Origin of the sequence: Maridesulfovibrio sp. FT414, assembly GCF_050916235.1 — a bacterium.
Taxonomy (GTDB): domain Bacteria; phylum Desulfobacterota; class Desulfovibrionia; order Desulfovibrionales; family Desulfovibrionaceae; genus Maridesulfovibrio.
The window spans coordinates 4,248,437-4,267,772 of sequence record NZ_CP104854.1 but is presented as its reverse complement, the minus strand read 5'-3'; the positions used below and the strand labels follow the sequence as shown (position 1 = coordinate 4,267,772).

General features: G+C 45.4%; 20 protein-coding genes, 3 tRNA genes, 1 pseudogene and 1 riboswitch. Of the genes and pseudogenes, 10 read left to right on the top strand and 14 right to left on the bottom strand.

Annotated features, from left to right (window positions below):
- Positions 1 to 53 precede the first annotated feature (53 nt).
- Positions 54 to 145, top strand: a tRNA-Ser gene (locus N7E73_RS19025).
- A 61-nt stretch (positions 146 to 206) separates the two neighbouring features.
- Here the strand turns inward: N7E73_RS19025 and N7E73_RS19020 are convergent.
- The 3 genes from N7E73_RS19020 to N7E73_RS19010 all read right to left on the bottom strand — a co-directional run bounded on the left by N7E73_RS19020 (position 207) and on the right by N7E73_RS19010 (position 2,971).
- A complete protein-coding gene (locus N7E73_RS19020) occupies positions 207 to 725 on the bottom strand; it encodes a hypothetical protein (protein ID WP_432736561.1) in 519 nt (172 codons plus the stop codon).
- A 203-nt stretch (positions 726 to 928) separates the two neighbouring features.
- The gene (locus tag N7E73_RS19015; RefSeq protein WP_432736559.1) at positions 929 to 1,921 is read right to left on the bottom strand and encodes an ABC transporter substrate-binding protein; all 993 of its coding nucleotides are present in this window, start codon (positions 1,919 to 1,921) and stop codon (positions 929 to 931) included.
- Positions 1,922 to 1,954: 33 nt separating this feature from the next.
- Positions 1,955 to 2,971, bottom strand: a complete 1,017-nt coding sequence (locus N7E73_RS19010) for an aryl-sulfate sulfotransferase (RefSeq protein ID WP_432736557.1) — start codon at positions 2,969 to 2,971, stop codon at positions 1,955 to 1,957.
- 184 nt (positions 2,972 to 3,155) lie between these two features.
- Between N7E73_RS19010 and N7E73_RS19005 the strand changes: the two genes are divergently transcribed.
- The 3 genes from N7E73_RS19005 (at position 3,156) to N7E73_RS18995 (ending at position 4,334) form a co-directional block, all read left to right on the top strand.
- Positions 3,156 to 3,247, top strand: a tRNA-Ser gene (locus N7E73_RS19005).
- A gap of 46 nt (positions 3,248 to 3,293) precedes the next feature.
- Entirely contained in the window at positions 3,294 to 3,968 is a 675-nt protein-coding gene (locus N7E73_RS19000; protein ID WP_432736556.1) for a hypothetical protein, read from the top strand.
- 96 nt (positions 3,969 to 4,064) lie between these two features.
- Positions 4,065 to 4,334 (top strand): hypothetical protein, encoded by a 270-nt coding sequence (locus tag N7E73_RS18995; protein ID WP_432736555.1) that lies wholly within the window; start codon positions 4,065 to 4,067, stop codon positions 4,332 to 4,334.
- Positions 4,335 to 4,506: 172 nt separating this feature from the next.
- Here the strand turns inward: N7E73_RS18995 and N7E73_RS18990 are convergent.
- Positions 4,507 to 4,583: transfer RNA gene (locus N7E73_RS18990), tRNA-Pro, on the bottom strand.
- 191 nt (positions 4,584 to 4,774) lie between these two features.
- On the opposite strand from N7E73_RS18990, the gene N7E73_RS18985 reads away from it, so the two are divergent.
- Positions 4,775 to 6,178: an alpha/beta hydrolase family protein gene (locus tag N7E73_RS18985; RefSeq protein WP_432736554.1), complete on the top strand. Its 1,404-nt coding sequence runs from the start codon at positions 4,775 to 4,777 to the stop codon at positions 6,176 to 6,178.
- Positions 6,179 to 6,252: 74 nt separating this feature from the next.
- Here N7E73_RS18985 and N7E73_RS18980 read toward each other — a convergent pair whose 3' ends face one another.
- Positions 6,253 to 6,426 carry a hypothetical protein gene (locus N7E73_RS18980; RefSeq protein WP_432736553.1) on the bottom strand — a complete coding sequence of 58 codons (174 nt, stop codon included), beginning with the start codon at positions 6,424 to 6,426 and terminating at the stop codon, positions 6,253 to 6,255.
- 535 nt (positions 6,427 to 6,961) lie between these two features.
- Here N7E73_RS18980 and N7E73_RS18975 point away from each other — a divergent pair.
- Positions 6,962 to 7,513: a hypothetical protein gene (locus N7E73_RS18975; RefSeq protein WP_432736551.1), complete on the top strand. Its 552-nt coding sequence runs from the start codon at positions 6,962 to 6,964 to the stop codon at positions 7,511 to 7,513.
- 156 nt (positions 7,514 to 7,669) lie between these two features.
- Here the strand turns inward: N7E73_RS18975 and N7E73_RS18970 are convergent.
- Positions 7,670 to 9,559 (bottom strand): annotated as a pseudogene (locus N7E73_RS18970) (methyl-accepting chemotaxis protein); the annotation flags it as partial.
- Between the two features lie 170 nt (positions 9,560 to 9,729).
- A riboswitch (FMN riboswitch) is annotated at positions 9,730 to 9,884 on the top strand.
- Between the two features lie 107 nt (positions 9,885 to 9,991).
- Here N7E73_RS18970 and ribB point away from each other — a divergent pair.
- Both ribB and N7E73_RS18960 read left to right on the top strand, forming a co-directional pair.
- Positions 9,992 to 10,645 (top strand): 3,4-dihydroxy-2-butanone-4-phosphate synthase, encoded by a 654-nt coding sequence (gene ribB, locus N7E73_RS18965; protein WP_432736550.1) that lies wholly within the window; start codon positions 9,992 to 9,994, stop codon positions 10,643 to 10,645.
- Between the two features lie 189 nt (positions 10,646 to 10,834).
- Positions 10,835 to 11,548, top strand: coding sequence for a glycosyltransferase (locus N7E73_RS18960; RefSeq protein WP_432736547.1), 714 nt, complete (start codon positions 10,835 to 10,837; stop codon positions 11,546 to 11,548).
- 674 nt (positions 11,549 to 12,222) lie between these two features.
- Here N7E73_RS18960 and N7E73_RS18955 read toward each other — a convergent pair.
- The 4 genes from N7E73_RS18955 to N7E73_RS18940 all read right to left on the bottom strand — a co-directional run bounded on the left by N7E73_RS18955 (position 12,223) and on the right by N7E73_RS18940 (position 15,246).
- Complete coding sequence (locus N7E73_RS18955) at positions 12,223 to 12,603, bottom strand: RidA family protein (protein ID WP_432736545.1); 381 nt, start codon at positions 12,601 to 12,603, stop codon at positions 12,223 to 12,225.
- 20 nt (positions 12,604 to 12,623) lie between these two features.
- Entirely contained in the window at positions 12,624 to 13,607 is a 984-nt protein-coding gene (locus N7E73_RS18950; protein ID WP_432736544.1) for a nucleoside recognition domain-containing protein, read from the bottom strand.
- Positions 13,608 to 13,688: 81 nt separating this feature from the next.
- Positions 13,689 to 14,042, bottom strand: coding sequence for an STAS domain-containing protein (locus N7E73_RS18945; RefSeq protein ID WP_432736543.1), 354 nt, complete (start codon positions 14,040 to 14,042; stop codon positions 13,689 to 13,691).
- Between the two features lie 73 nt (positions 14,043 to 14,115).
- Positions 14,116 to 15,246, bottom strand: a complete 1,131-nt coding sequence (locus N7E73_RS18940; protein ID WP_432736541.1) for a sensor histidine kinase — start codon at positions 15,244 to 15,246, stop codon at positions 14,116 to 14,118.
- Positions 15,247 to 15,444: 198 nt separating this feature from the next.
- Between N7E73_RS18940 and N7E73_RS18935 the strand changes: the two genes are divergently transcribed.
- Entirely contained in the window at positions 15,445 to 16,137 is a 693-nt protein-coding gene (locus N7E73_RS18935; protein ID WP_432736539.1) for a PilZ domain-containing protein, read from the top strand.
- On the top strand, positions 16,134 to 16,340 hold the full coding sequence (locus N7E73_RS18930; protein WP_432736537.1) for a hypothetical protein: 207 nt from the start codon (positions 16,134 to 16,136) through the stop codon (positions 16,338 to 16,340). The genes N7E73_RS18935 and N7E73_RS18930 overlap by 4 nt, the downstream gene beginning before the upstream one ends.
- 66 nt (positions 16,341 to 16,406) lie before the next feature.
- On the opposite strand, the gene N7E73_RS18925 is transcribed toward N7E73_RS18930, so the two are convergent.
- From N7E73_RS18925 to N7E73_RS18910, 4 genes are all read right to left on the bottom strand, one after another.
- On the bottom strand, positions 16,407 to 17,138 hold the full coding sequence (locus N7E73_RS18925; protein ID WP_432736535.1) for an amino acid ABC transporter ATP-binding protein: 732 nt from the start codon (positions 17,136 to 17,138) through the stop codon (positions 16,407 to 16,409).
- Complete coding sequence (locus N7E73_RS18920) at positions 17,138 to 18,151, bottom strand: amino acid ABC transporter permease (protein WP_432736533.1); 1,014 nt, start codon at positions 18,149 to 18,151, stop codon at positions 17,138 to 17,140. The genes N7E73_RS18925 and N7E73_RS18920 overlap by 1 nt, the downstream gene beginning before the upstream one ends.
- A 92-nt stretch (positions 18,152 to 18,243) precedes the next feature.
- The gene (locus tag N7E73_RS18915; RefSeq protein ID WP_432736531.1) at positions 18,244 to 19,056 is read right to left on the bottom strand and encodes a transporter substrate-binding domain-containing protein; all 813 of its coding nucleotides are present in this window, start codon (positions 19,054 to 19,056) and stop codon (positions 18,244 to 18,246) included.
- A gap of 57 nt (positions 19,057 to 19,113) precedes the next feature.
- A complete protein-coding gene (locus N7E73_RS18910) occupies positions 19,114 to 19,281 on the bottom strand; it encodes a hypothetical protein (protein WP_432736529.1) in 168 nt (55 codons plus the stop codon).
- Positions 19,282 to 19,336: the final 55 nt, after the last annotated feature.

Here is a 19,336-nt window from a genome sequence, read left to right as displayed (position 1 = left end):
AAAAAGTGCTTGCCAAGCAGAAACGATTTAGCTAAACACTTCCTCACCCAAGCGGAAAGGTGTCCGAGTCCGGCTTAAGGAGCACGCCTGGAAAGCGTGTGTGCGTGAAAGCGTACCGGAGGTTCAAATCCTCTCCTTTCCGCCAGTTTGAAATGATAAGCCCCCAGCAACAATGTTGCCGGGGGCTTTTTTGTGGTTGTCTTGTTTTAGAAGGGTTGACCGTTGTTGAGAAGAATAGCGTTGCTACGCACACCGTTAGTTCCACACATTTCGATTCCAATGACTTTGCCCATCAAGGCTTTCCTTGTCTTGGTGTTGTCTGAAGACCATTCAATTACAGCCCTTCCAATGACAGCACCTGTATTTCCCTGCAACCTTTTGGAGTATATAAATATACGTGAAGAGTTTGGTGGAAGTTCAAATTGATTGGTAGCCGATGAAATTAAAATCCAAGGATTGGTGTCTGATCCTGTATAAACTTGACCAAAAGCAGGGGCAATGTTCCCATTTTGATCGTATACTGTTATTCGACATTCAATTGTATCATCAGTGATGTTGGTTACAATGAAGTTGTTATCAATATAGAGGGTTGGGTTGGTGTAGTAAGTCCAGATAGGAGTGATTGTGCTTCCTTGTGGATAAAAACTACTTTGAGCAAAACTCACACTGTAGATTAAAGCCACCAAAATGATAGTGGTCAAACCAGTACGAATTAATTTAAGCATGGTTTCTCCTTTAACATTGAATTGTGGTTGTAGTGTAACTAATGGTGAAAATGTTGTTTGTTTATCTTGTGTGGATTTAGTTGTAAAGTTATTTTAATTAGTTAATGCAATAGGAGGTTAAAATCCTCTCCTTTGCGCCAGTTTTAAATGCTAATACCCAATCAACGATGCTCCGAGGGGGTGTTTTGCGCTATGTGTTGCTTTCATTTAAAGACAATATTTTCTCTTAGAGCTCTTGGAATAGAAATTTTGTATCTTTTCAGTTGCTCTTTGTTCAGGTAGAAAACACCTCTGGTGTCTGTTTCAGGCGGGATTGAACTTGGCAATTCTCCTGATAAAATTCTTTTTGCTATCTTGGCCGCGTTTCTTCCGTGGTAGTAACCGTATAATGTTATAGCTCCGACCGTACCTTTGTTGCTGACAGTATAGTCCTGACATGAAAAAACTGGAACTTTGCTGTGCTCAGAACACCAGTTTACTACATCCTCAACGCTGACGTGATTTCCTTCTTTGTCCTTCAGTGAATGAAATGTTGCAATAATAACGATGTCAGTAGGGGCTGTGTTTAAGATCGTGTGCTTCCATTCTTCCCAATCTTTTGCGACATGATATTTCAGATGAACATCCCCCATAACAATTGGATTTTTTCCCTTGAATGTGACCCCTATGATGGACTCGGTTGTGGGGCTTTCATCAAACAGAAATAAGAATTGTCGGGCTTCGGGTAAAAGTTTTTTCAAGAATCGTGCTGCTGGGAAAATAGGAGTTCTTTCGAGAATCCCGGTCACTTTGGGGGCTGCTTTTCTGAAATAGTTGCGAGGATTGTTGTTGATCCCGAAATATACGATAGGCGTATCATCAGCTGCTATTGCAGGACCTAGCTCGCGTAATGCTGTGTCATCTCCCAGCATGACGAGATCTGGTTTGATTTGTTTGTAGGATTCGTAGGCAATATCAATTCGTTTTTTCAGCTCAGATGGACTGACTCGTTTTGAGTCAAGGTAAATGAAATCATAGTTAAAATGGTCACGTAAAATGGATTCTATGCCTTCGTTGCATTGGTCAGTCCATTGCAGTGACGGGGCGTAACTGTGGATAATGACGACCTTCTTTTTGTCTGCTGCGATTACATGTCCGGTTGTCAGTCCAATTATAATTGCTGTAAGTATGATAAGTCTCTTCGTGTTTGTGCACATAAGTCCCTGCGATTTAATTTAGTGTGATGCTGCTTAATCTCCGTATGCAAGACCATCATTTCCAATAACAATCGCCCGATGGAATAACCTGTCGTTTCGTTTAGATTTTGGGGCGTTTACCTGCCAGACAACTTCACCCGTATTGTTTACCTCGATAATTTTTACACTGCCTACGATAAGGGTGTTGCCGTTAGGTAGTCTGTTGCAGTCTCTTATGGTTCGTATGGCTCCCTTGCCATCTGGATGCGTCCAGCGGTGTACTGGGGTGCAGGTTTTCCAGTCTATTTCATATATGGCATCCGGGCGGCGCGTGGCAAAAAGCAGGGTTCCCTGCTTCTGAAATTCCGGGGCATGGTTTGCAGCACCCGGCAGGGGGCCGTCGGTATTCAGCCCCTTAGGGCCTTTGTGGCGGAATGTACATGAGTGAACCACCTTGCCTGCAGGATTGACCTCTGCAATGGTGTTGAAGTTGCGAAGAGAAAGAAGAGTATTGCCGTTTTTCAGGCGGGTGACAGCGTTTACGTGCATCCAACCTTCATTGTAGACAGACAGATACGGCTCACGGTCAAAATCAGCCAATCCAGTCCATTCCCAAACCGTATTGTGACTCGGGTCAATTTCGCGGACATGAATTCCGCCGTGCTCTACCCAACCCCGGTTGTAGATTGTGTTGCCGTTGGGAAGCCGTTGTGCATCATGAGAGGCTCCTTTCTCAAGATGTTCCCATACTATTTTCTTGTCGCGCGTAATTTCGTAGATCCCCTTGCCGAATACTGTGAACAGGATGTTGCCGTTTTTAAGAAGATTCAGTTCGCCTATTGCTCCTCGCATGGCTCGTGGAAGCTGGTATTCCCAGATCACGGTTCCATCACGAGAAATTTCGGAAATTGTTGGGCGGTCTGGGTTTGAAATGTCAGAAAGCAGGACAGTCCCGGAGAAAACCTTGTCCTGTTTGTTTATTACTACAGGGAAGCTGTCTCGTGCATAAGTGCTGGTCACAGTAGCGGCAATGCTGAGAATGACCGTAATGATAATTTCTGGAAAGCGCATTCTGGACCCTCCTTGCAGAGATAGTAGCATGGATTGAATTATTAGTGCATATAAATAGTGGTGGTATCCCTGTTGGACAGCTGAAAATAGCCTTATGTCGTCTGAAGGTGTATTTATGTTAAAATAATCCAAAAAAGTGCTTGCCAAGCAGAAACGATTTAGCTAAACACTTCCTCACCCAAGCGGAAAGGTGTCCGAGTCCGGCTTAAGGAGCACGCCTGGAAAGCGTGTGTGCGTGAAAGCGTACCGGAGGTTCAAATCCTCTCCTTTCCGCCAGTTTGAAATGATAAGCCCCCAGCAACGATGTTGCCGGGGGCTTTTTATGTTGTATGAAGTTTTATCTATGTGGTTGACTGCGGTTTGTATGGCAGGGTATTATACTGGCTGTAATTTTATTGTGGTTTGGAAATGGGGAGAAACGATGTTCAGAAAGTTGATCGGTGTTACTGTGGCATTTCTATTGTGTCTAATTCCGGTTGTTGCGGCTGCTTCGTCAGTTAACTTGGTTGATGGCGCGACGGTATCTTTGATAGGCGACTTTAGTGGCTCAAAAACAACATATATTAATGATGGGCTTGTGGAAGACGGGACTCGTTGGTCCAGGAATTCTGTCTGGTGGAAGGGAACTGGGGCGGCGATTGAAATTTCCCTGAACGGGCAGCAGATTATTTCGTCCATTTCCATTCAGGCTGACAGTAACGACGAATACCGCGTGGATTACTGGGATTCCGTGTCCGGATCATGGCAGCTTGCCTTCTCTGCTGAAGTAACAAAGACAGCGGAGAACGATTGGTTGAGCGGACTGGATCTGCGTGAATCTGCATCCGGACTCGGAATTGTAACTGACAGGCTGCGTATTGCTGCCGTTTCTGGTGACAATCTTTATTCCGTGTCAGAAGTTCAGGCCTTTGGCACTCCTACACCGGTGCCTCCGGCGATTTTTGTGCTGGGATGCGGGCTCGGCGGCTTAGCTTATATCCGGCGTAAGTATTGCTAGATGTCTTCGTGTACGAGCTTTGTTGGAGTTTGACATTACTCCTCACATGGTTATGATGCTGTTGAATTTTGTACTTGTAAAATGTGAGGATATATAATGATTTTACCAGGAATGGCTAAAGATGACGTTACCCTTGTAAAGGCGGACGGAAAACGTATCGAAGGCCTGAAGGCGGTTGTGTCGCTTCGCAGAATTGTTACTTTCAATACAGATGTAGTTATTGAGCCTAAAGACATTATGATTCGGAATATGGCTGATGGAGAGAGGGAGGCTTATCTGCTTCTTGATCCGGTTCTTAATCGGGCAGGAGATGGAATTCCTGAAAATTATCAGATTGCGGTAAGAAAGATTGCTGTTCCGGAATAGAAGAACGGTGATTTTGTCCGATGAAAACAGCCCTGCAATCCTCGAGGATTGCAGGGCTGTTTTCATGTGAAAGGCTGGCTGAATCTTTATGACAAAGCTTTCGATAGAGCCTGTTAAGTCCAAAAAATAAAAGACCACTGATTTCTCAGTGGTCTTTCCGGGTTCCTTCTTGTGGTCGGGATGAGAGGATTTGAACCTCCGACCCCTTGAACCCCATTCAAGTGCGCTCCCAGACTGCGCTACATCCCGACTCAAGTGAAGAAGTGTCTATGTGTATTCTCGCGAAGTGTCAACTTAATTTTTCAATTATTATTACAATATAGATTGAGCGGTTGCTCAATCTGTTTGCATTATTACTCGTATCGTATTGTAATAAAATATAAAAACATCATTATGGTTGATGTGTTCGTTGTTCAGGAATAGTATGTGGATAGAGAGGTATGTCTGTGCGTTACTTAGCTTTGTTGCTTTCAATTCTCATCCATTCTGTATTCGTGCTTCTGCTTTTGAAGGAAGCTGGTTTCGTCTATGATGGCGAACCGATCTCTTTAGGTATTGAGCTTGTGACCGTGGTTGCCGAAGTATCCAAAAATTTGTCGGATGCAGAATCAATGGAGACTTGTCCTGTAACCGACAGCTCTGTAACGAAATCGAAGGCTATCAAGGTTGAAAAGAAGCTTTCCGTTAAGTCGGCTTTGAAGCAGAAGATGGAGCTTAAAGCTAATGTTGCTGACACAGGATCTGTAGGGGCGCGGGACGATGTTCGCACCGCCACTACTCGGCAGTCTGGGGATACTGTTTCTGTAGAGGTTGCGGATGGGGCATCGCAGTCTGTAGACGCGATTGTCTTGCGGCAGGGAAATGTGGTGCAGTTGGGAGACTCGACTGTTGTTTTGAAACAGGGATCTGAAAGTCGTTCAATGGGCAGTCTGGCCGGATATTCCTTTAATGAAGATGATTTCAGGGGACACTATGAGACCGCTACCGGAAGAGAGGTAGTGATACTTGATGCTCGAAAGGAACACGGAAGACTCGTGTTGCATGACCGCAAGACCGGCCTTGTGCGTAAGTTGAAGAAGGCTGGGTATGGTGAGTTTATTTACACGTACGGCCCTTCTTTTAATGAGGATGAACCCGTGGAAGGGTCGGTTGTTTTTCTGCCTGGAGACGAGCATTGGATACGTAGATTCATGTGGCTTCCGGGGCAAGGCGCCGCTGAATATCCTGATAAGGGAAGGGTTGATGTAGTAGGTGGGGATGTTGCCGAAGGTGGAAGCAGATTTGTGCCGGCGAAAGAGGGTAAGTATCCTGCGGTAATTCTTTTTGGTTTTGGACTGAATATTCCTGTCGGGCGTTTTTCGGAAGTTGCACGACATCTCTCTGGCAAGGGAGTGGTTGTGCAGCTTGTAAAAGTCCTGGATGATGTTTCTATCAAGCGGGTGGTCGAAACTCTTAAGGCTGATCCGAAGGTTGACCCCAAAAGAATCGGTCTGTGGGTGCGCGGGTACAGGCCGGAAAAAATGCCCCGCATACAGAGGTACGCAGGGCAGGTTGGATTTTTCATTCTGACAATAGACTGTCCAAAGGAAAGTCTTTTTCCGGAAAGGGTTGCGTCTGCAGTTCCTGACAGCATGCCCGTTTTTATTGGGTTCAGGAACATTGGTGATGACTGGAAGAATATAATTTCTGTAATGCTGGCCGGATTTAAGGTTGCTCCTAATCAACTGGCAATACTTGATCCTGCCCCTGAAGGTCCAAATGGCTCAGGGGCAGAAGTCGATTGGGTTGATGTTGTGTCCGGCGATTTTGTCAGCAGCATATCCGCCTGGCTTGATTCTCAGTAAGTCAGACGCATTTTGTATTTTTATGCGGAGTTGTCGGCTGCTGTGTTGAGGTTGAGAATGGGATTTTCAGCTTGTTAGGCCTGAGTTCCCTCTTTCTTAAGTCGGGAAGAATTGTTTTTTTCCTGCTCGTCAAGTGATTTGACCATTTCGGCAATATTCATGCTCACGGAACGATACTTAAGAGGATCGTTTTTTTCCATTCTGATCAAAGCTTCAGTTTTTTCCCCGAGTTTGCTGTTTTTTTTCATAAAAACCTCCGTACGGTTTAGCCACGGCTACTTTCGTTTTGTTGAGATTTTCCAGCCTGAATCAGCAAGATCAGAATACACGAATTTTGTAATTCGTCCAGCAGTTTTTTGCTCAAGTCAAAACTGAGCGTTTACATTTTTGAAAAAACGTTGTTGTTTTAATGTAACATATTGTTGGGCTTAATGTAAAAAATATCTCTACTGTATTGTAAAGAAATGTTATTTTTTTTGTTACATTAAAAGTTACTTTCTGTCAGATGACAGTTGCATGTTTTGATTGGAGTTCAGATCGATATCTACCTGTTAAATAAGAATATTATTCAAAAACATATATTCAATTTAGTTGGTTCAGGAGGTGTGGTTGGCCTTTTGGGGGATAAAATTTTGTTATTTATGTAGAAATATTCTTGATTTTATCATATTGATTATGGCAGTCGGAAAGTAGTTAACCTGTGGATTCCTGATTGTGGACTTTATCTTTTTTAGGTATCTGTCTGATTCGCAATCCTACACAAGCTCAAAACTGGAGGAAGGAATGAGTAATCCCAAAGAGTTCATTTTATATAGCGGCGGAGCTCCCGGCACAGAGAGCGAGTTCGGGGTGAATGCCGAAAAGTATGGCCTTCAGGAAGTAAACTATAGTTTTGAAGGTCATCAGATTGCCCGTTCGCGGGGGCTGCGTGTGCTTACTGAGAAAGAGCTGGAAAGCAAGGATGTAAGCCTGACCTACGTATCAAAGCTCATGAATCGCAGTTTTACCCGTGCGCCTATTTTTCGTAAGGTTCTGCAGTCCATCTGCTGGCAGGTTAACAGCGGCCATGAGATTTTCATCATCGGAGCCATTCTTGAAGACGGCACTGTGAAGGGTGGAACCGGTTGGGGGGCTGAATTTGCAAAGATTTGTAATAAGCCTCTGTATGTGTTCTCTCAAGACAAGGGAGCATGGTTTTTCTGGGAAAAAGAAAAATGGGTTGAGTGCACTGAAGCTCCGAAAATTACCCACAGACATTTCACAGCGACCGGAACCCGTTTCCTGGAAGAGAATGGCAAGAAAGCTATTGAGCAGCTTTTTGCCGACAGTTTCTAATTTGATTGGCTTGTAACGATTAAGTCCCCTGCTCCGGATGGCGCAGGGGACTTTTCTTATCTATTTGAGCTTGAAGAACAGCATTGCGGAATGAAGTTGTTGTGCCTGTGCGGACAGTTCTTCTGAAGTTGCAGCCACTTCTTCCGAAGAAGATGCGTTCTGCTGAACAATACTGTCAAGGCGCACGGAGCATTTGTTTATCTTGCTTATTCCAGAGATTTGTTTGTCGCACGACTGAGCTATATTTTTAATGAGCATGCTGGTTTTTTCAATTTCCGGAAGAAGAAGACGTAGTTTTTGCTCAGTTTCAGTCGCTATGTTCAGGCTGCTGGCAGAAAGAGTGCTGATTTCCGTTGCTGCATTGCGGCTTCTTTCGGCCAGTTTTCTTACTTCTGCCGCAACCACTGCAAAACCTTTTCCGTGCTCACCGGCTCTTGCCGCTTCAATGGCGGCATTTAAGGCCAGCAAGTTGGTCTGACGTGCGATCTCTTCGACAATGCCGATCTTGTCTGCGATTTCGGTCATGGCGGACAGGTTGTCTTTTACCGCCCTAGTTCCTGATTCGGTGGTTGTTGAAGCCTTGTTTATCAGCCTTTCAGCCTCGCGTGCACTGGTTGCGCTATCCTGAATATCGTGAGTAAAATTTTTTACTATGCCTTCAAGTTCTTCAACGGCAGAAGACTGTTCGGAGGCTCCTTGCGCCATTGATTCGGCTGAGGCAGAGAGTTGCTCGCTTCCTGCGGATACGTTAGCGGTTGATTCTTGAACTTCACTTACAACTCTTGTTATCTCATCGATCATTTTTACCAACGATTTAAAAGCACCAATAGAGTTGTCTGTGTCAATTCCAAGGTTCAGGTTGCCGTGAGCCATTTCTTCTGCAATTCTGGACAGTTCTTCCGGTTCAGTCCCAATGGTTCCTGTGATGCGCTTGGCGAAGTAGGTTGCGGCGATTGTCAGTAGAGTTCCCAAAATAACGGCCAAGATCACCACAAGGGTTAGCATGGACTTCATGGTGTTGTTCATTTCCTGCTTTTTTTCAGCAAGAACCTGGTCAACATCATCCATGTAGACGCCCATGCCTATTATCCAGTTCCATGGTTTGAATAGTTTGACGAAAGAAAGTTTCGGATAATCACCGGCTTTTCCGGGTTTGCCCCACCAGTATTCAACAGTGCCTTCTCCATTTTCTTTCGCAGTGCTGACCATTTCCTTGAAAAGGGATTTGCCCTTCGTATCTTTGAACTCAGACATATTTTTGCCGTTAAGAGTCGGAGAAACCGGATGCATAACCATTACTGCATCAAGGTCATTCACCCAGAAGTAGTTTCCGTCCCGCATGCGCATTTGAGCTAGTTGTTCAAGGGCTTTTGTCTGCATTTCAGCGGTAATGTCATCAAGCCATGCTCCTGTTCCTATTATCCATCCCAGTTCAGGTATAAGTTTTACGTAAGAAACCTTGCGGGTGTCGGTTCCAGTGTCCTGTTTGGGCCACCAGTAGTCTACCATGCCTTCACCATTTTTTCGGCAGACGTCTATCATCTCTTTGAACAGAAATTTGCCTTTGCTGTCTTTCATGTCAGACAGATTTCGCCCTTCCAGTTTCGGCGTGATAGGGTGGGTTATGATTACAGCATCCATGTCGTTAAGCCATAAATAGTTATTGCCATCGTAGCGAATGCCGTGAATCAGGCTTTTAAGTTGCTGTTGTAGTTCCTGTTTGGACATGCGTCCTGAATTTTGCTCGATGAATGATTGGAACTGGCTTGCAACAGAATCAACAATCTGTTTCAGCGAATCAGCCTTTTCTTTCTTTAATAGCTCTATATCCTGAGACTTTTTATAGTAACCGTCGACAGTCATTTCTGCCATATTTACTAATTCGGTGAGCTCTGAAAGTTTCTGTTCGTACATCTGACTGCGATATTTACCTATCTCCTGGAGGGAATATCTGTTCAACTGATAGGTGAAAATAATGCAAAGTGATGTAATGGAAATTATTAGTGTTACGATTTGAAAAAGTGAAAGTTTGTTTTTCAGTTTCATAACATGTTACCTTCTCGGTGCTATTTGGGTTTTACTGTCTGTTTTGAGGTATGTTACACTGATTATCGCTTATGTTACGTTTACTTGCCTTTTTTTGCAATGTGAGCGCCACTATACTTTGTCTGTTTATGGTGCTTGACTAACTTTAGGAAATGTATGTAAATAAGCCTGTTTATTCTCAGGGCGGGGTGAAATTCCCCACCGGCGGTGATTCTTCTTAGGTGAAGAAAGCCCGCGAGCGCCTTTTTCAATCGGTGAAAAAGGGTCAGCAGATCCGGTGTGATTCCGGAGCCGACGGTTACAGTCCGGATGGAAGAGAGTAAGACAGTACCTACCCGTGAAAACGTCCTGTTTTTGCGTGGCTGCTCTGTGTGGGCAGCTGTCTATTCTATCGCCCTGATTCTGGTATCAATTTTTATATGGAGATTTACCATGAATCAGAATCTTTTATCTCAATTTGGCGACTCTGTTGAACGGGTCGAAAAGGGGCTGCAGGCTCTCCGCGAAGGACGTGGAGTGCTTGTGACTGACAATGAGCACCGTGAGAATGAGGGTGACCTCATCTTTTCAGCCGAATTGCTTACTTCCGAGCAGATGGCTATGATGATCCGTGAATGCAGCGGTATCGTCTGTCTGTGCCTTACCGAGGAAAAAATCAGGGAGCTTGATCTGCCGATGATGGTAGAAGCTAATTCCAGTCGTTATCAGACCGGTTTTACTGTTACTATTGAAGCGGCAGAGGGTGTGACCACAGGGGTTTCCGCTGCTGACCGTGTAACAACTGTCAGGACTGCAATTGCGGATGGTGCGTGTCCTTCTGACTTGAATCGTCCCGGCCATGTTTTTCCTTTGCGTGCACGTCCCGGAGGTGTCCTTGAGCGGGAGGGGCATACCGAAGCCACTGTTGACCTTATGACCCTTGCAGGACTTAAACCGTGCGGTGTGCTTTGTGAACTGACCAATCCTGACGGGACCATGTCCAGATTGCCGGAGATTGTCGATTTCGGACTTAAGCACGACATGCCGGTGCTAACCGTTGACGATATAATAAATTACAGAATTCAGTTTGCAAAAAAGGCTTCCTAATGTATTGTTAAATCAAAGGACTTTTTTGGATTTGACTCTCTACTGCTGATTCAAACCGGCAAATTTGAATCAACACCGACATCTTGAAATCGGCCTGCTGAATTTTCGGCAGGCCGATTGTTTTTTTTCGTGAATAACCGTAATCTGCATATGTAATAAGCTTGGAATTATAAGAATATGGAGAAAACAGTGAGATTCAGGCACTTCATCATCACCAGATTCAATGTCAATATTCACCCTGAAAAATTCATCATGCGCCTTAATGACAACTGGCTTTATGAGCGGTTTGATTTTTTCAGCAGATTCTGTCTGCCTTCAATTGCCGCTCAGGAAGAACAGAATTTTACCTGGATTATTCTTTTTGATGAGGACACTCCGGCCCATTTCAAAAAAATGATTAATGTTTTTGAAAAGTACAGCAATATCAATGTTATTTACTGCGGCGACTTTTCAACTGTGATGCCCAGAGTAAAATCGTTTATTACCGAAAGTTCTGCCGGATATGATTATATACTTACCACCAGACTGGACAACGATGATGCACTATCCCGGAAATTCGTTTCCACGCTTCATAATGTGGTAGGCAAAATACTTGGGGATGGAAGTAATTCAGTTTCAGAATTGTATATTAATTTTCCGAATGGATACCAGTACTGCAATGGTGATGTTTATGATTTTGCAGACATAACCAATGCGTTTGTAAGTCTGCTTGAAACCAACAGAACGCTGCACACTGTTTACTGGGTTGATCATCCTTCAATTTACGACAAGGCTCCGGTTGCTCAGGTTGAAACAAAACCAATCTATCTGCAGAATGTTCATGATGGTAATGTTTACAACTACATACGTGGTCAGAAGATCGGTGGCGCGGAGTTGTTGAACGATTTCAGTCTGGAACTATAGGTTGGTGATATCCACAAAGGAGTGGGGTGTGTTTTCAACACAGTGTTGAAGGCGGAGGGAATAGGTTTAACGGGCTCCTTTCTATTTAAATTCAGAAGCAACATTCTGTTCGGGAGATATGCAAAAAAAATGTCCGGATCAATCGCGGGAGGGAGGCAGAAACGCTTTTGTTTAAATATTTTTTCTAAGCTGTTCGGTTCTGCCGGAGCCTGCGCTCGCCTATTGTCCAGATCATTTTTTCAGACGGAGAAGAACGACTCTTTTATTTAATGGCTTTCGCCTATGTGTTTATTATGTTTAGTCGGTTCTTTCTGTGTCGTCTTGATTTACACAGTGCATTAGTCATGCCATATGTTGTCAACATTGTTTATCACATGGATATGATGAATTAAAATGAATTACCTGCTTATTCGGTTTGCTGGGGATTTCGATAAAACAGTAGAAAAAGTCTGATCATTGACACTGTTTTGTTAATTCATGTTTTTATTGAGTTACCTAAATGTTGAAAAACGAGAGAATTCTGTTCAGGATTCTCTCGTTTTTTCAATTGTTCAGTGTGGTTGAATGAACTATGCGTGTCCAGTGTATCGGTCTTTCCCGTACGAAATGATGTCAAAAGTGTGAAATCAGCTTGGAAAGAAGCCTGTCGTTTCACAGTTGAAGCCAAAGTAGGGCTAGATGGCGGCGATACATTTTATTTCCACAAGTCCGCCTTTGGGCAGTGCGCTTACTTCAATTGCTGCACGGGCAGGTTTGTGGGCAGAAAAGTACTCGGCGTACACTCCGTTTACAGTGGCAAAGTCGTTCATGTCTGTCAGGAAAACGTCAACGCAGACGACTTTGGTCATTGAAGAACCGCAGGCCATAACAATTGCCTTGAGGTTTTCAAGCGCCTGACGGGTCTGGGCTTCCACTCCGCCTTCAACGAAGTTTCCGGTTTTCGGATCAAGGCCGAGCTGTCCACTGACGTATGCGTGGCCGTTGGAAATGGTTGCCTGGGAATAGGGTCCGATTGCAGCTGGTGCATTTTCGGTATTAACAGTGGTTACAATCATCTTGTGTTCCTTCTTTTGTATCAAGATTTTTGGGGTTCTCCCCATAAATATTTGTCAGAGACGGACTCCGGTATCATTCTGGTAAACTGAACAAGGGCAGCCACGATGATGATTGAGAAAACCAGTCGTCCCCAGAACAGGCCAGAGACGTGGCCGCCTATCATCATGAGAAGCAGCGTATCCTCAATTATACTGTGGCACAGGCTCATCAGTGTGAGTGAATAGAAAACATCCTTTTTGTCAATACGACCGGATTTTGTTTCATGGATAATCATCCCCCCACCGTATGACAGGCCCATAGTCAAGCCTACTACTGTTAGTGCGGAAGCCTTCGATCCAATGCCCATCATGGTGAGCAGAGGACGTAAAATGAAGTCCATTGCCTGCAGAATCCGTAATTTGGTAAGAATCTTCATGACCGTTAGAAGGGCCAGAATGATTCCGAATATGGAGACCAGATTCATTATTTCTCCGAATGCCCATTCAAGAATAGTTTTCTCAACAGCAGCGTTGTCCGGAGTTAGCAGGACTTTGGCCGGACCTTGAAGCAGGTCGAAACTGTCATAAATGATATGCAGGACATATCCCATGAGCAGAGCTCCGGCCATGCGGATAAAGAGCTGGAAGCAGAGTCTTGGTCCTGAACTCTGTACAACCTTGAGCTCCACGGGCATGGAGTGGGCAACAAGTATCATGGTCCCCAGGACTGTTGCCTGAGCGGCATTGATCGGTTGATCCTGAACCAGGCTGAGGAAAACAATCAGGCCGCTGTATATATTGTTGATCAGGGCTGTAGCCCAGACAAGCCCCATCTCGCCGGGGAGTCCAACAAGTTTCATTACCGGTCCCAGCGGGGCGGCAAGCCAGGAAATGAGGTTAAGTTCCTGAAGTATTTTGACCGCAATTACCACCGGAATCATGATCTTGAACAGGTTCAGACTAATGCGGGCAGCATCTTTGACTGTTGAGATTGCTATACTAACTATTGATTTCTGGTCTGGCATGGTGTGGGTAGTATGTAGGAGGGTAAAAAATAAAAAACCGGGCAAGGCCGTGAAGCCCGCCCGGTTCCGGTGTGCGAAAATTTAGGACAGCAGTTGCTGTTTAAGGCCTTCCACTGCTTCTTCTTCTGAACCATAGAGGGCAAAAACTTTATGAAGTGCTGCTATATCAATGATTTTTTTAACTCGATCGCTGATGTTGAACATGGCAACGCAGCCTTTTTCCTTCATCAGCTTGTTACGCAGGGTAATGAGGGTTCCTATTCCCATGCTGTCCATAAAGTCGATGCTGCCCATGTCCAAGGCTATATTGAATTTTTTTTCATCGAAAAGAGGAGCCATCTGACGCTGAAAGTCATGGCTGACAACGTGGTTCAGTTCCTGAGATTTGATTTTAACTACAGTTATTTCGTCGATCTGTTTAAAGCTGAGTTCCATTGTTCTTCCTTATTGAAATGTGGTTCTACTGTAAGTATCACGGGTAGGAAGCTACACCGCCTTTCAATTTCAATCAAGCCTCCAGTTGAGCTGGAAAAGTAATCTTAATGGTGGCGCCGTTGTCGTTATATAGGCTCACAGTGCCGTTAAGCTGATGCGCAAGGGTTTCAACCAGGGTCATGCCGAGGGTTTTGGTACATCCAATGGTGAATTTGTCCGGCATCCCAATGCCGTTGTCAGAAACCTGCAGTTCAATGTTTCCGTCAGTCTGGCGCATGGAAATGTTCAAAGTTCCACAGCTGTTGTCCGGGTATGCATGCCTCAGGGCGTTTGATACGAGTTCATTTATGATTAAGCCGCAGGGAATAGCCGAGTCAATGGCCAGATGGATGTTGTTGATGTCGTAATTCGGGGTGATCTGACCGTCCACCGAATAAGATCTGAGCAGGAAGCTGATCAGGGTCAGGGCATATTCATTCATATCTATGCGCGAAAGATCTTCAGACCGGTAAAGCTTTTCGTGCAGCATCGACATGGAACGCACACGATGCTGGCACTCTTTGAGAAGGTTGCTTGCTTCGGTGTCATCGGTGTATCCGCTCTGAAGGCTCAAGAGGCTTGAGATTACCTGCAGGTTGTTTTTTACCCGATGGTGAATTTCCTTGAGCATTACTTCTTTTTCTGCAAGAGATGCCCGGACCAGTTGTTCTGATTTTTTACGGGCGGAAATTTCTTCGGAAAGAATTTTGTTCATGTTTCGCAATTCGTCTGTTCTTTCACGGATTTTTCGTTCAAGCTCTTCTTTGTATCGTTCGTTTTCAACCAGCAGGCGTGCCCTTTCGCGAGTCCGCTCAATTGCTGTTTCAAGTTCAGATAAATCAGTGATTGGTTTCGGAATGTAATCCCATGATCCCAGGCGCACTGTTGCAATAACATCCTCAAATGAACCGGTGCCGGATACAACAATTACCGGTGTCTGCGGTGCTTCCTGTCCCAGGCTTTTCAGAACCGACAGGCCGTCCATCTCCGGCATGCGCAGGTCGAGCAGGACAACATCCGGTTCTTCTCGACGGAAAATATCGAGTCCTTCTGAACCATTACAGGCCTGCAGAACTTCATAGCCGCTATCTTCCAGATAATGGGCAATAGATATTCTGACACTCTCATCGTCGTCAATGGTCAGTACTTTTGGAGGTTCTTCCATGAGAGATTTATCCGGTTGAGGTTGATGCAGTCCATGCCTTGAGTTAAAATACAAAGCAGGGCTGCGTGACGCACCCTCGGCTTTGCTGTTAAATGAAAACTTGAGATACGCAATAATAGTGATTTTTTTGATTTTGTCAGTATATATTGATACGAGGCGTAAGCCAAGCAGAGAATTTTTATGGAGGTCTCTTTTAGAGTGAATGATTTACGAGTGGTTCTTGTCTCTTTGCCTGGGCCTGGCAGAGAGGCTTACGTCAAGGCCTTGAGAGATTTGTGTGTTGATTTCGACGTAGCTGAGTCTCTGCGGGATATTTCTGATGTACACAGTCAAGTAAAATATAATGGTTTTCTCATTGATGTTCCTACCTTGTTGCGCTCCGGTGCTGCGGACAAGGCTGAAGCAAACCTTTTGATTGATAATTTTCCGGTTCTGCGCCTTAACTACCAGTCATCAGGCGGTATCAGAGGAATTCCCACCGGCAGGTTTTCTGGTATATCCGGGGATTTGAAGCATTTTGTCAGCGAACAATGCGCTAATTTCCCGGCCAGATCCTTAAGGGGAACCAAACGGGCCAACAAGGTTTTGAATGTTATTCTAAACATGGACCTGAATTCTCCTGGAAGCAGAATTGAGAAGAGTGTCACATTGAATTTTTCGACCGAGGGTGGGTTCTTTTTTTCAGTTGCGAATTGGAAGAAGGGCGACTACGTCTGGATTATTGTTAAGGAACTTGAAGACAAGACTCCGATCAAGTCGCAGGTGCAGTGGGTTGTGCCTTGGGGCAGGGAAGATCAGTTTCCGGGAATCGGAGTCCAGTTTCTTACGATTTCAAATTCTCAGGCAAATCAGATTGATGAATTAATTCGCGGAAAAAAGGGTGCTAAATGACAGATAAGAAAGTAGATAAGAATTTTGAGAGGCTGCTTGAATGCATGGCTCGTGGAATTCTCGTGGGCGGCTCTTTAGGGGCAATTGCCGGGTGGTTTTTTATGGATTTTCAGAGGGCGTTACTGCTGGGTATGCTGATTGGTTGTATCGCAGGTCTGACCATGAAGAATGTCCGCGACAAGCGGGATGCCAATCCAGAATAATGGGTAATATAAAAAGCCGTTCCGATAGTCTCGGGACGGCTTTTTTCTGGCGCAATATAAATCGTTCTAGAGAATCTGGCTGAGAAAGAGTTTTGTGCGGTTGGATTCCGGATTGGTGAAGAAATGTTCCGGAGTTCCTTTTTCAATGATCATGCCCTGATCCATGAAAACCACCTCGTCAGCTACCTCACGTGCAAATCCCATTTCATGGGTTACAACCACCATGGTCATACCGTCTTTGGCAACCGTCTTCATCACATCAAGAACTTCGCCGACCATTTCCGGGTCGAGAGCTGAAGTAGGTTCGTCAAACAGCAGGACTTTCGGGTTCATTGCCAGTGAGCGTGCTATGGCCACACGCTGCTGCTGTCCGCCGGAAAGCTGTGCCGGATAAACCCCGGCCTTGTCATGGATTCCGACCTTTTTGAGCAGTGACATGGCTATTTCCGTAGCTTCTTTCTTGCTTCTTTTCCGGACCACAGTCTGGGCTATGGTCAGGTTTTCAAGTACGGTCTTGTGCGGGAACAGGTTGAAGGACTGGAATACCATTCCTACTTCTTCCCTGATTTTGTTGATGTCAGTCTTGGGCGAGAGAATGTCTACGCCATCAATATAAATATGACCAGCATCTGCGTATTCAAGCCTGTTCAGGCAGCGAAGAAAGGTGGATTTACCGGAGCCGGAGGGACCGATAACAACCACCACCTGTCCTTTCTCCACGGTATGCGAGACGTCTGAAAGGGCCTGCACTTCGTGGGGAACATAGAATGTTTTGAATATGTTTTTTACTTCAATCATTATCTCTGCACCATTCTTTTCTCAAGGTACTGGACAAACATAGAGAAAGCAAACGTAAGGGCCAGATACAGCAGCGCGCACAGGAACCATAGTTCGAACGGCTGCAGACTGGTTGATACAGCTTCTCTTGTGCCTTTGGTCAGTTCTCGGATGGCGATGACTCCCAGAAGGGAGGAATCTTTTATCATACTGATGAACTGGCCGGCCAGCGGGGGCAGGATTCTGCGGAATGCCTGGGGCAGAATGATATGCACCATGGCGTTTGTTTTGTTCATGCCGAGTGATCTTGCCGCTTCCATCTGTCCTTTATGCACGGATTGAATCCCGGCACGAACGATTTCGGCGACATATGCCCCGGCGAAAATGGCAAGCGAAAGTATACCGAACCAGAGCGGTGGGATCTGGCCGAAGTCATGCTTGACAAGCAGGTTGTTAATCAATGTTCCGAGTACGAAATACCAGATGAACATCTGTACCAGAAGCGGCGTTCCGCGAATCAGTTCAATATAGGTGATTGCGGAAAGGCGCAGTGCCGGGTTCTGGGATATTCGAGCCAGGCCGGTGAAAAGTCCAAGGGTAATGCCGAAGATGATGGCTATGGCGCTGACCTTGAGGGTTACCATGAGGCCCTCGAGGATTACCCCCATCTTCCATTCCTTCAGGACTCCGAGCGTGTCTCCTTCGAAAACCGTGTCATCTTCGTATACTCTCAGGCCGTTCAGAGGAACTTCATACTGGGCGGATTCGTTACCTTCCCCGGTAACAGTTACGAGAGCATTGTCTCCTTTCTCCTTGATGGCGGAAACATGCCCTTCGATCTTGGAGGTGATGTCTATCTCATCCTGATAGTAGAAATAGTTGGGTATCCGCTCCCAGCGCCAGACGTAATCCACCTGCTGGGTTGCCCAGTAAAGACCTGTAATGGTCAGGGCAAGGCCGACGTAGAATACTGTCTTCCAGAAAATTTCATAATTCCGGCCCTTGCCGGGAGCTCTCAGAGTTGTTCCATTCATAATATAAAGCCGATTTTAAAATTTTAACGTTACGGCAAAAAAACGGAGGGGCGGATGGTCCGCCCCCCGATAATTTTTGCAGCAGCTTTAAACTACTGGATGTTCTTGCGCCATTCGGTGCTTTCGAACCACTTGTTGTAAAGTTTTTCGTAGCGACCATCATTTTTGATCTGGTGCAGGAAATTGTTGAGGAAGTTGATGAAGTCGGGATCACCCTTACGGATACCCCAGCCCAGGGGTTCGTAGGTGAAAGGTTCTTCGAGGAAGAACAGTTTTCCTTCGCCCTGTTCAGCCATGAAAATGGCGTTGAAGGGGAGGTCGTATACCAGAGCGGAAGCCTTGCCGTTCATGACTTCAAGGGCTGCGTCGGTTTCGAGGTCGAAAGATTTGTAGGTAGCTTTGGGCATGAAGCGCTTTGCTGCCTGCTCACCGGTGGTGCCGAGCTTGGAAACAATGGTGTACTCAGGCTTGTTCAGGTCTTTGTAGGACTTGATTTTGCCTTCAAGATTTTTGTTTACCAGTACGGTCTGTCCGACAACCATGAAAGGCTCTGCGAAGTTGATCTGCAGGTTGCGTTTCTGGTTTACGGTCATACCGGCGGTGATGATGTCGATCTTGTCGGTAAGGAGTGCGGGAATGATGCCGTCAAACTCCATGTTTACGGGTACGAACTTCACACCCATGGCTTTTGCCATTTCACGGGCCAGATCGATTTCAAAACCGACGATGTTGCCTTTTTTGTCTGTCATCTGGAAAGGAATGTATCCGGATGCGATACCGCAACGCAGCTCACCTGTCTTCAGGATGGAGTTGAGGGTGGATTTCTTGGCCAGTTCAATGTCGGATGCGTTGGCGCATACTGCAAAGCAGAGCACCAGAATGAGCATAAAGCAAATTTTTTTCATTGCTGTCTCCTTTATGTGTTCTTGTGGAATTAAGTCAAAAGTGCCAAATTGCTTGGATCAACCGTATTTTCCTTCGGTCAGAACTTCCTTGACGATCATTTCGACCTTGCATACGGGGCAGGTCGGCATTGATTCCTTAGGAAAGTATACAATGCGAGTTTCCCGGCATTTGGGACAGATTACCTCTACGGCTTCCTGTCGTTCTACTCTGACTTTGTTCTTCATGAAAAAACGCCCCTTTGAAAAAAGAATCAGAAAAATTACCTTTTTTATGAATAAA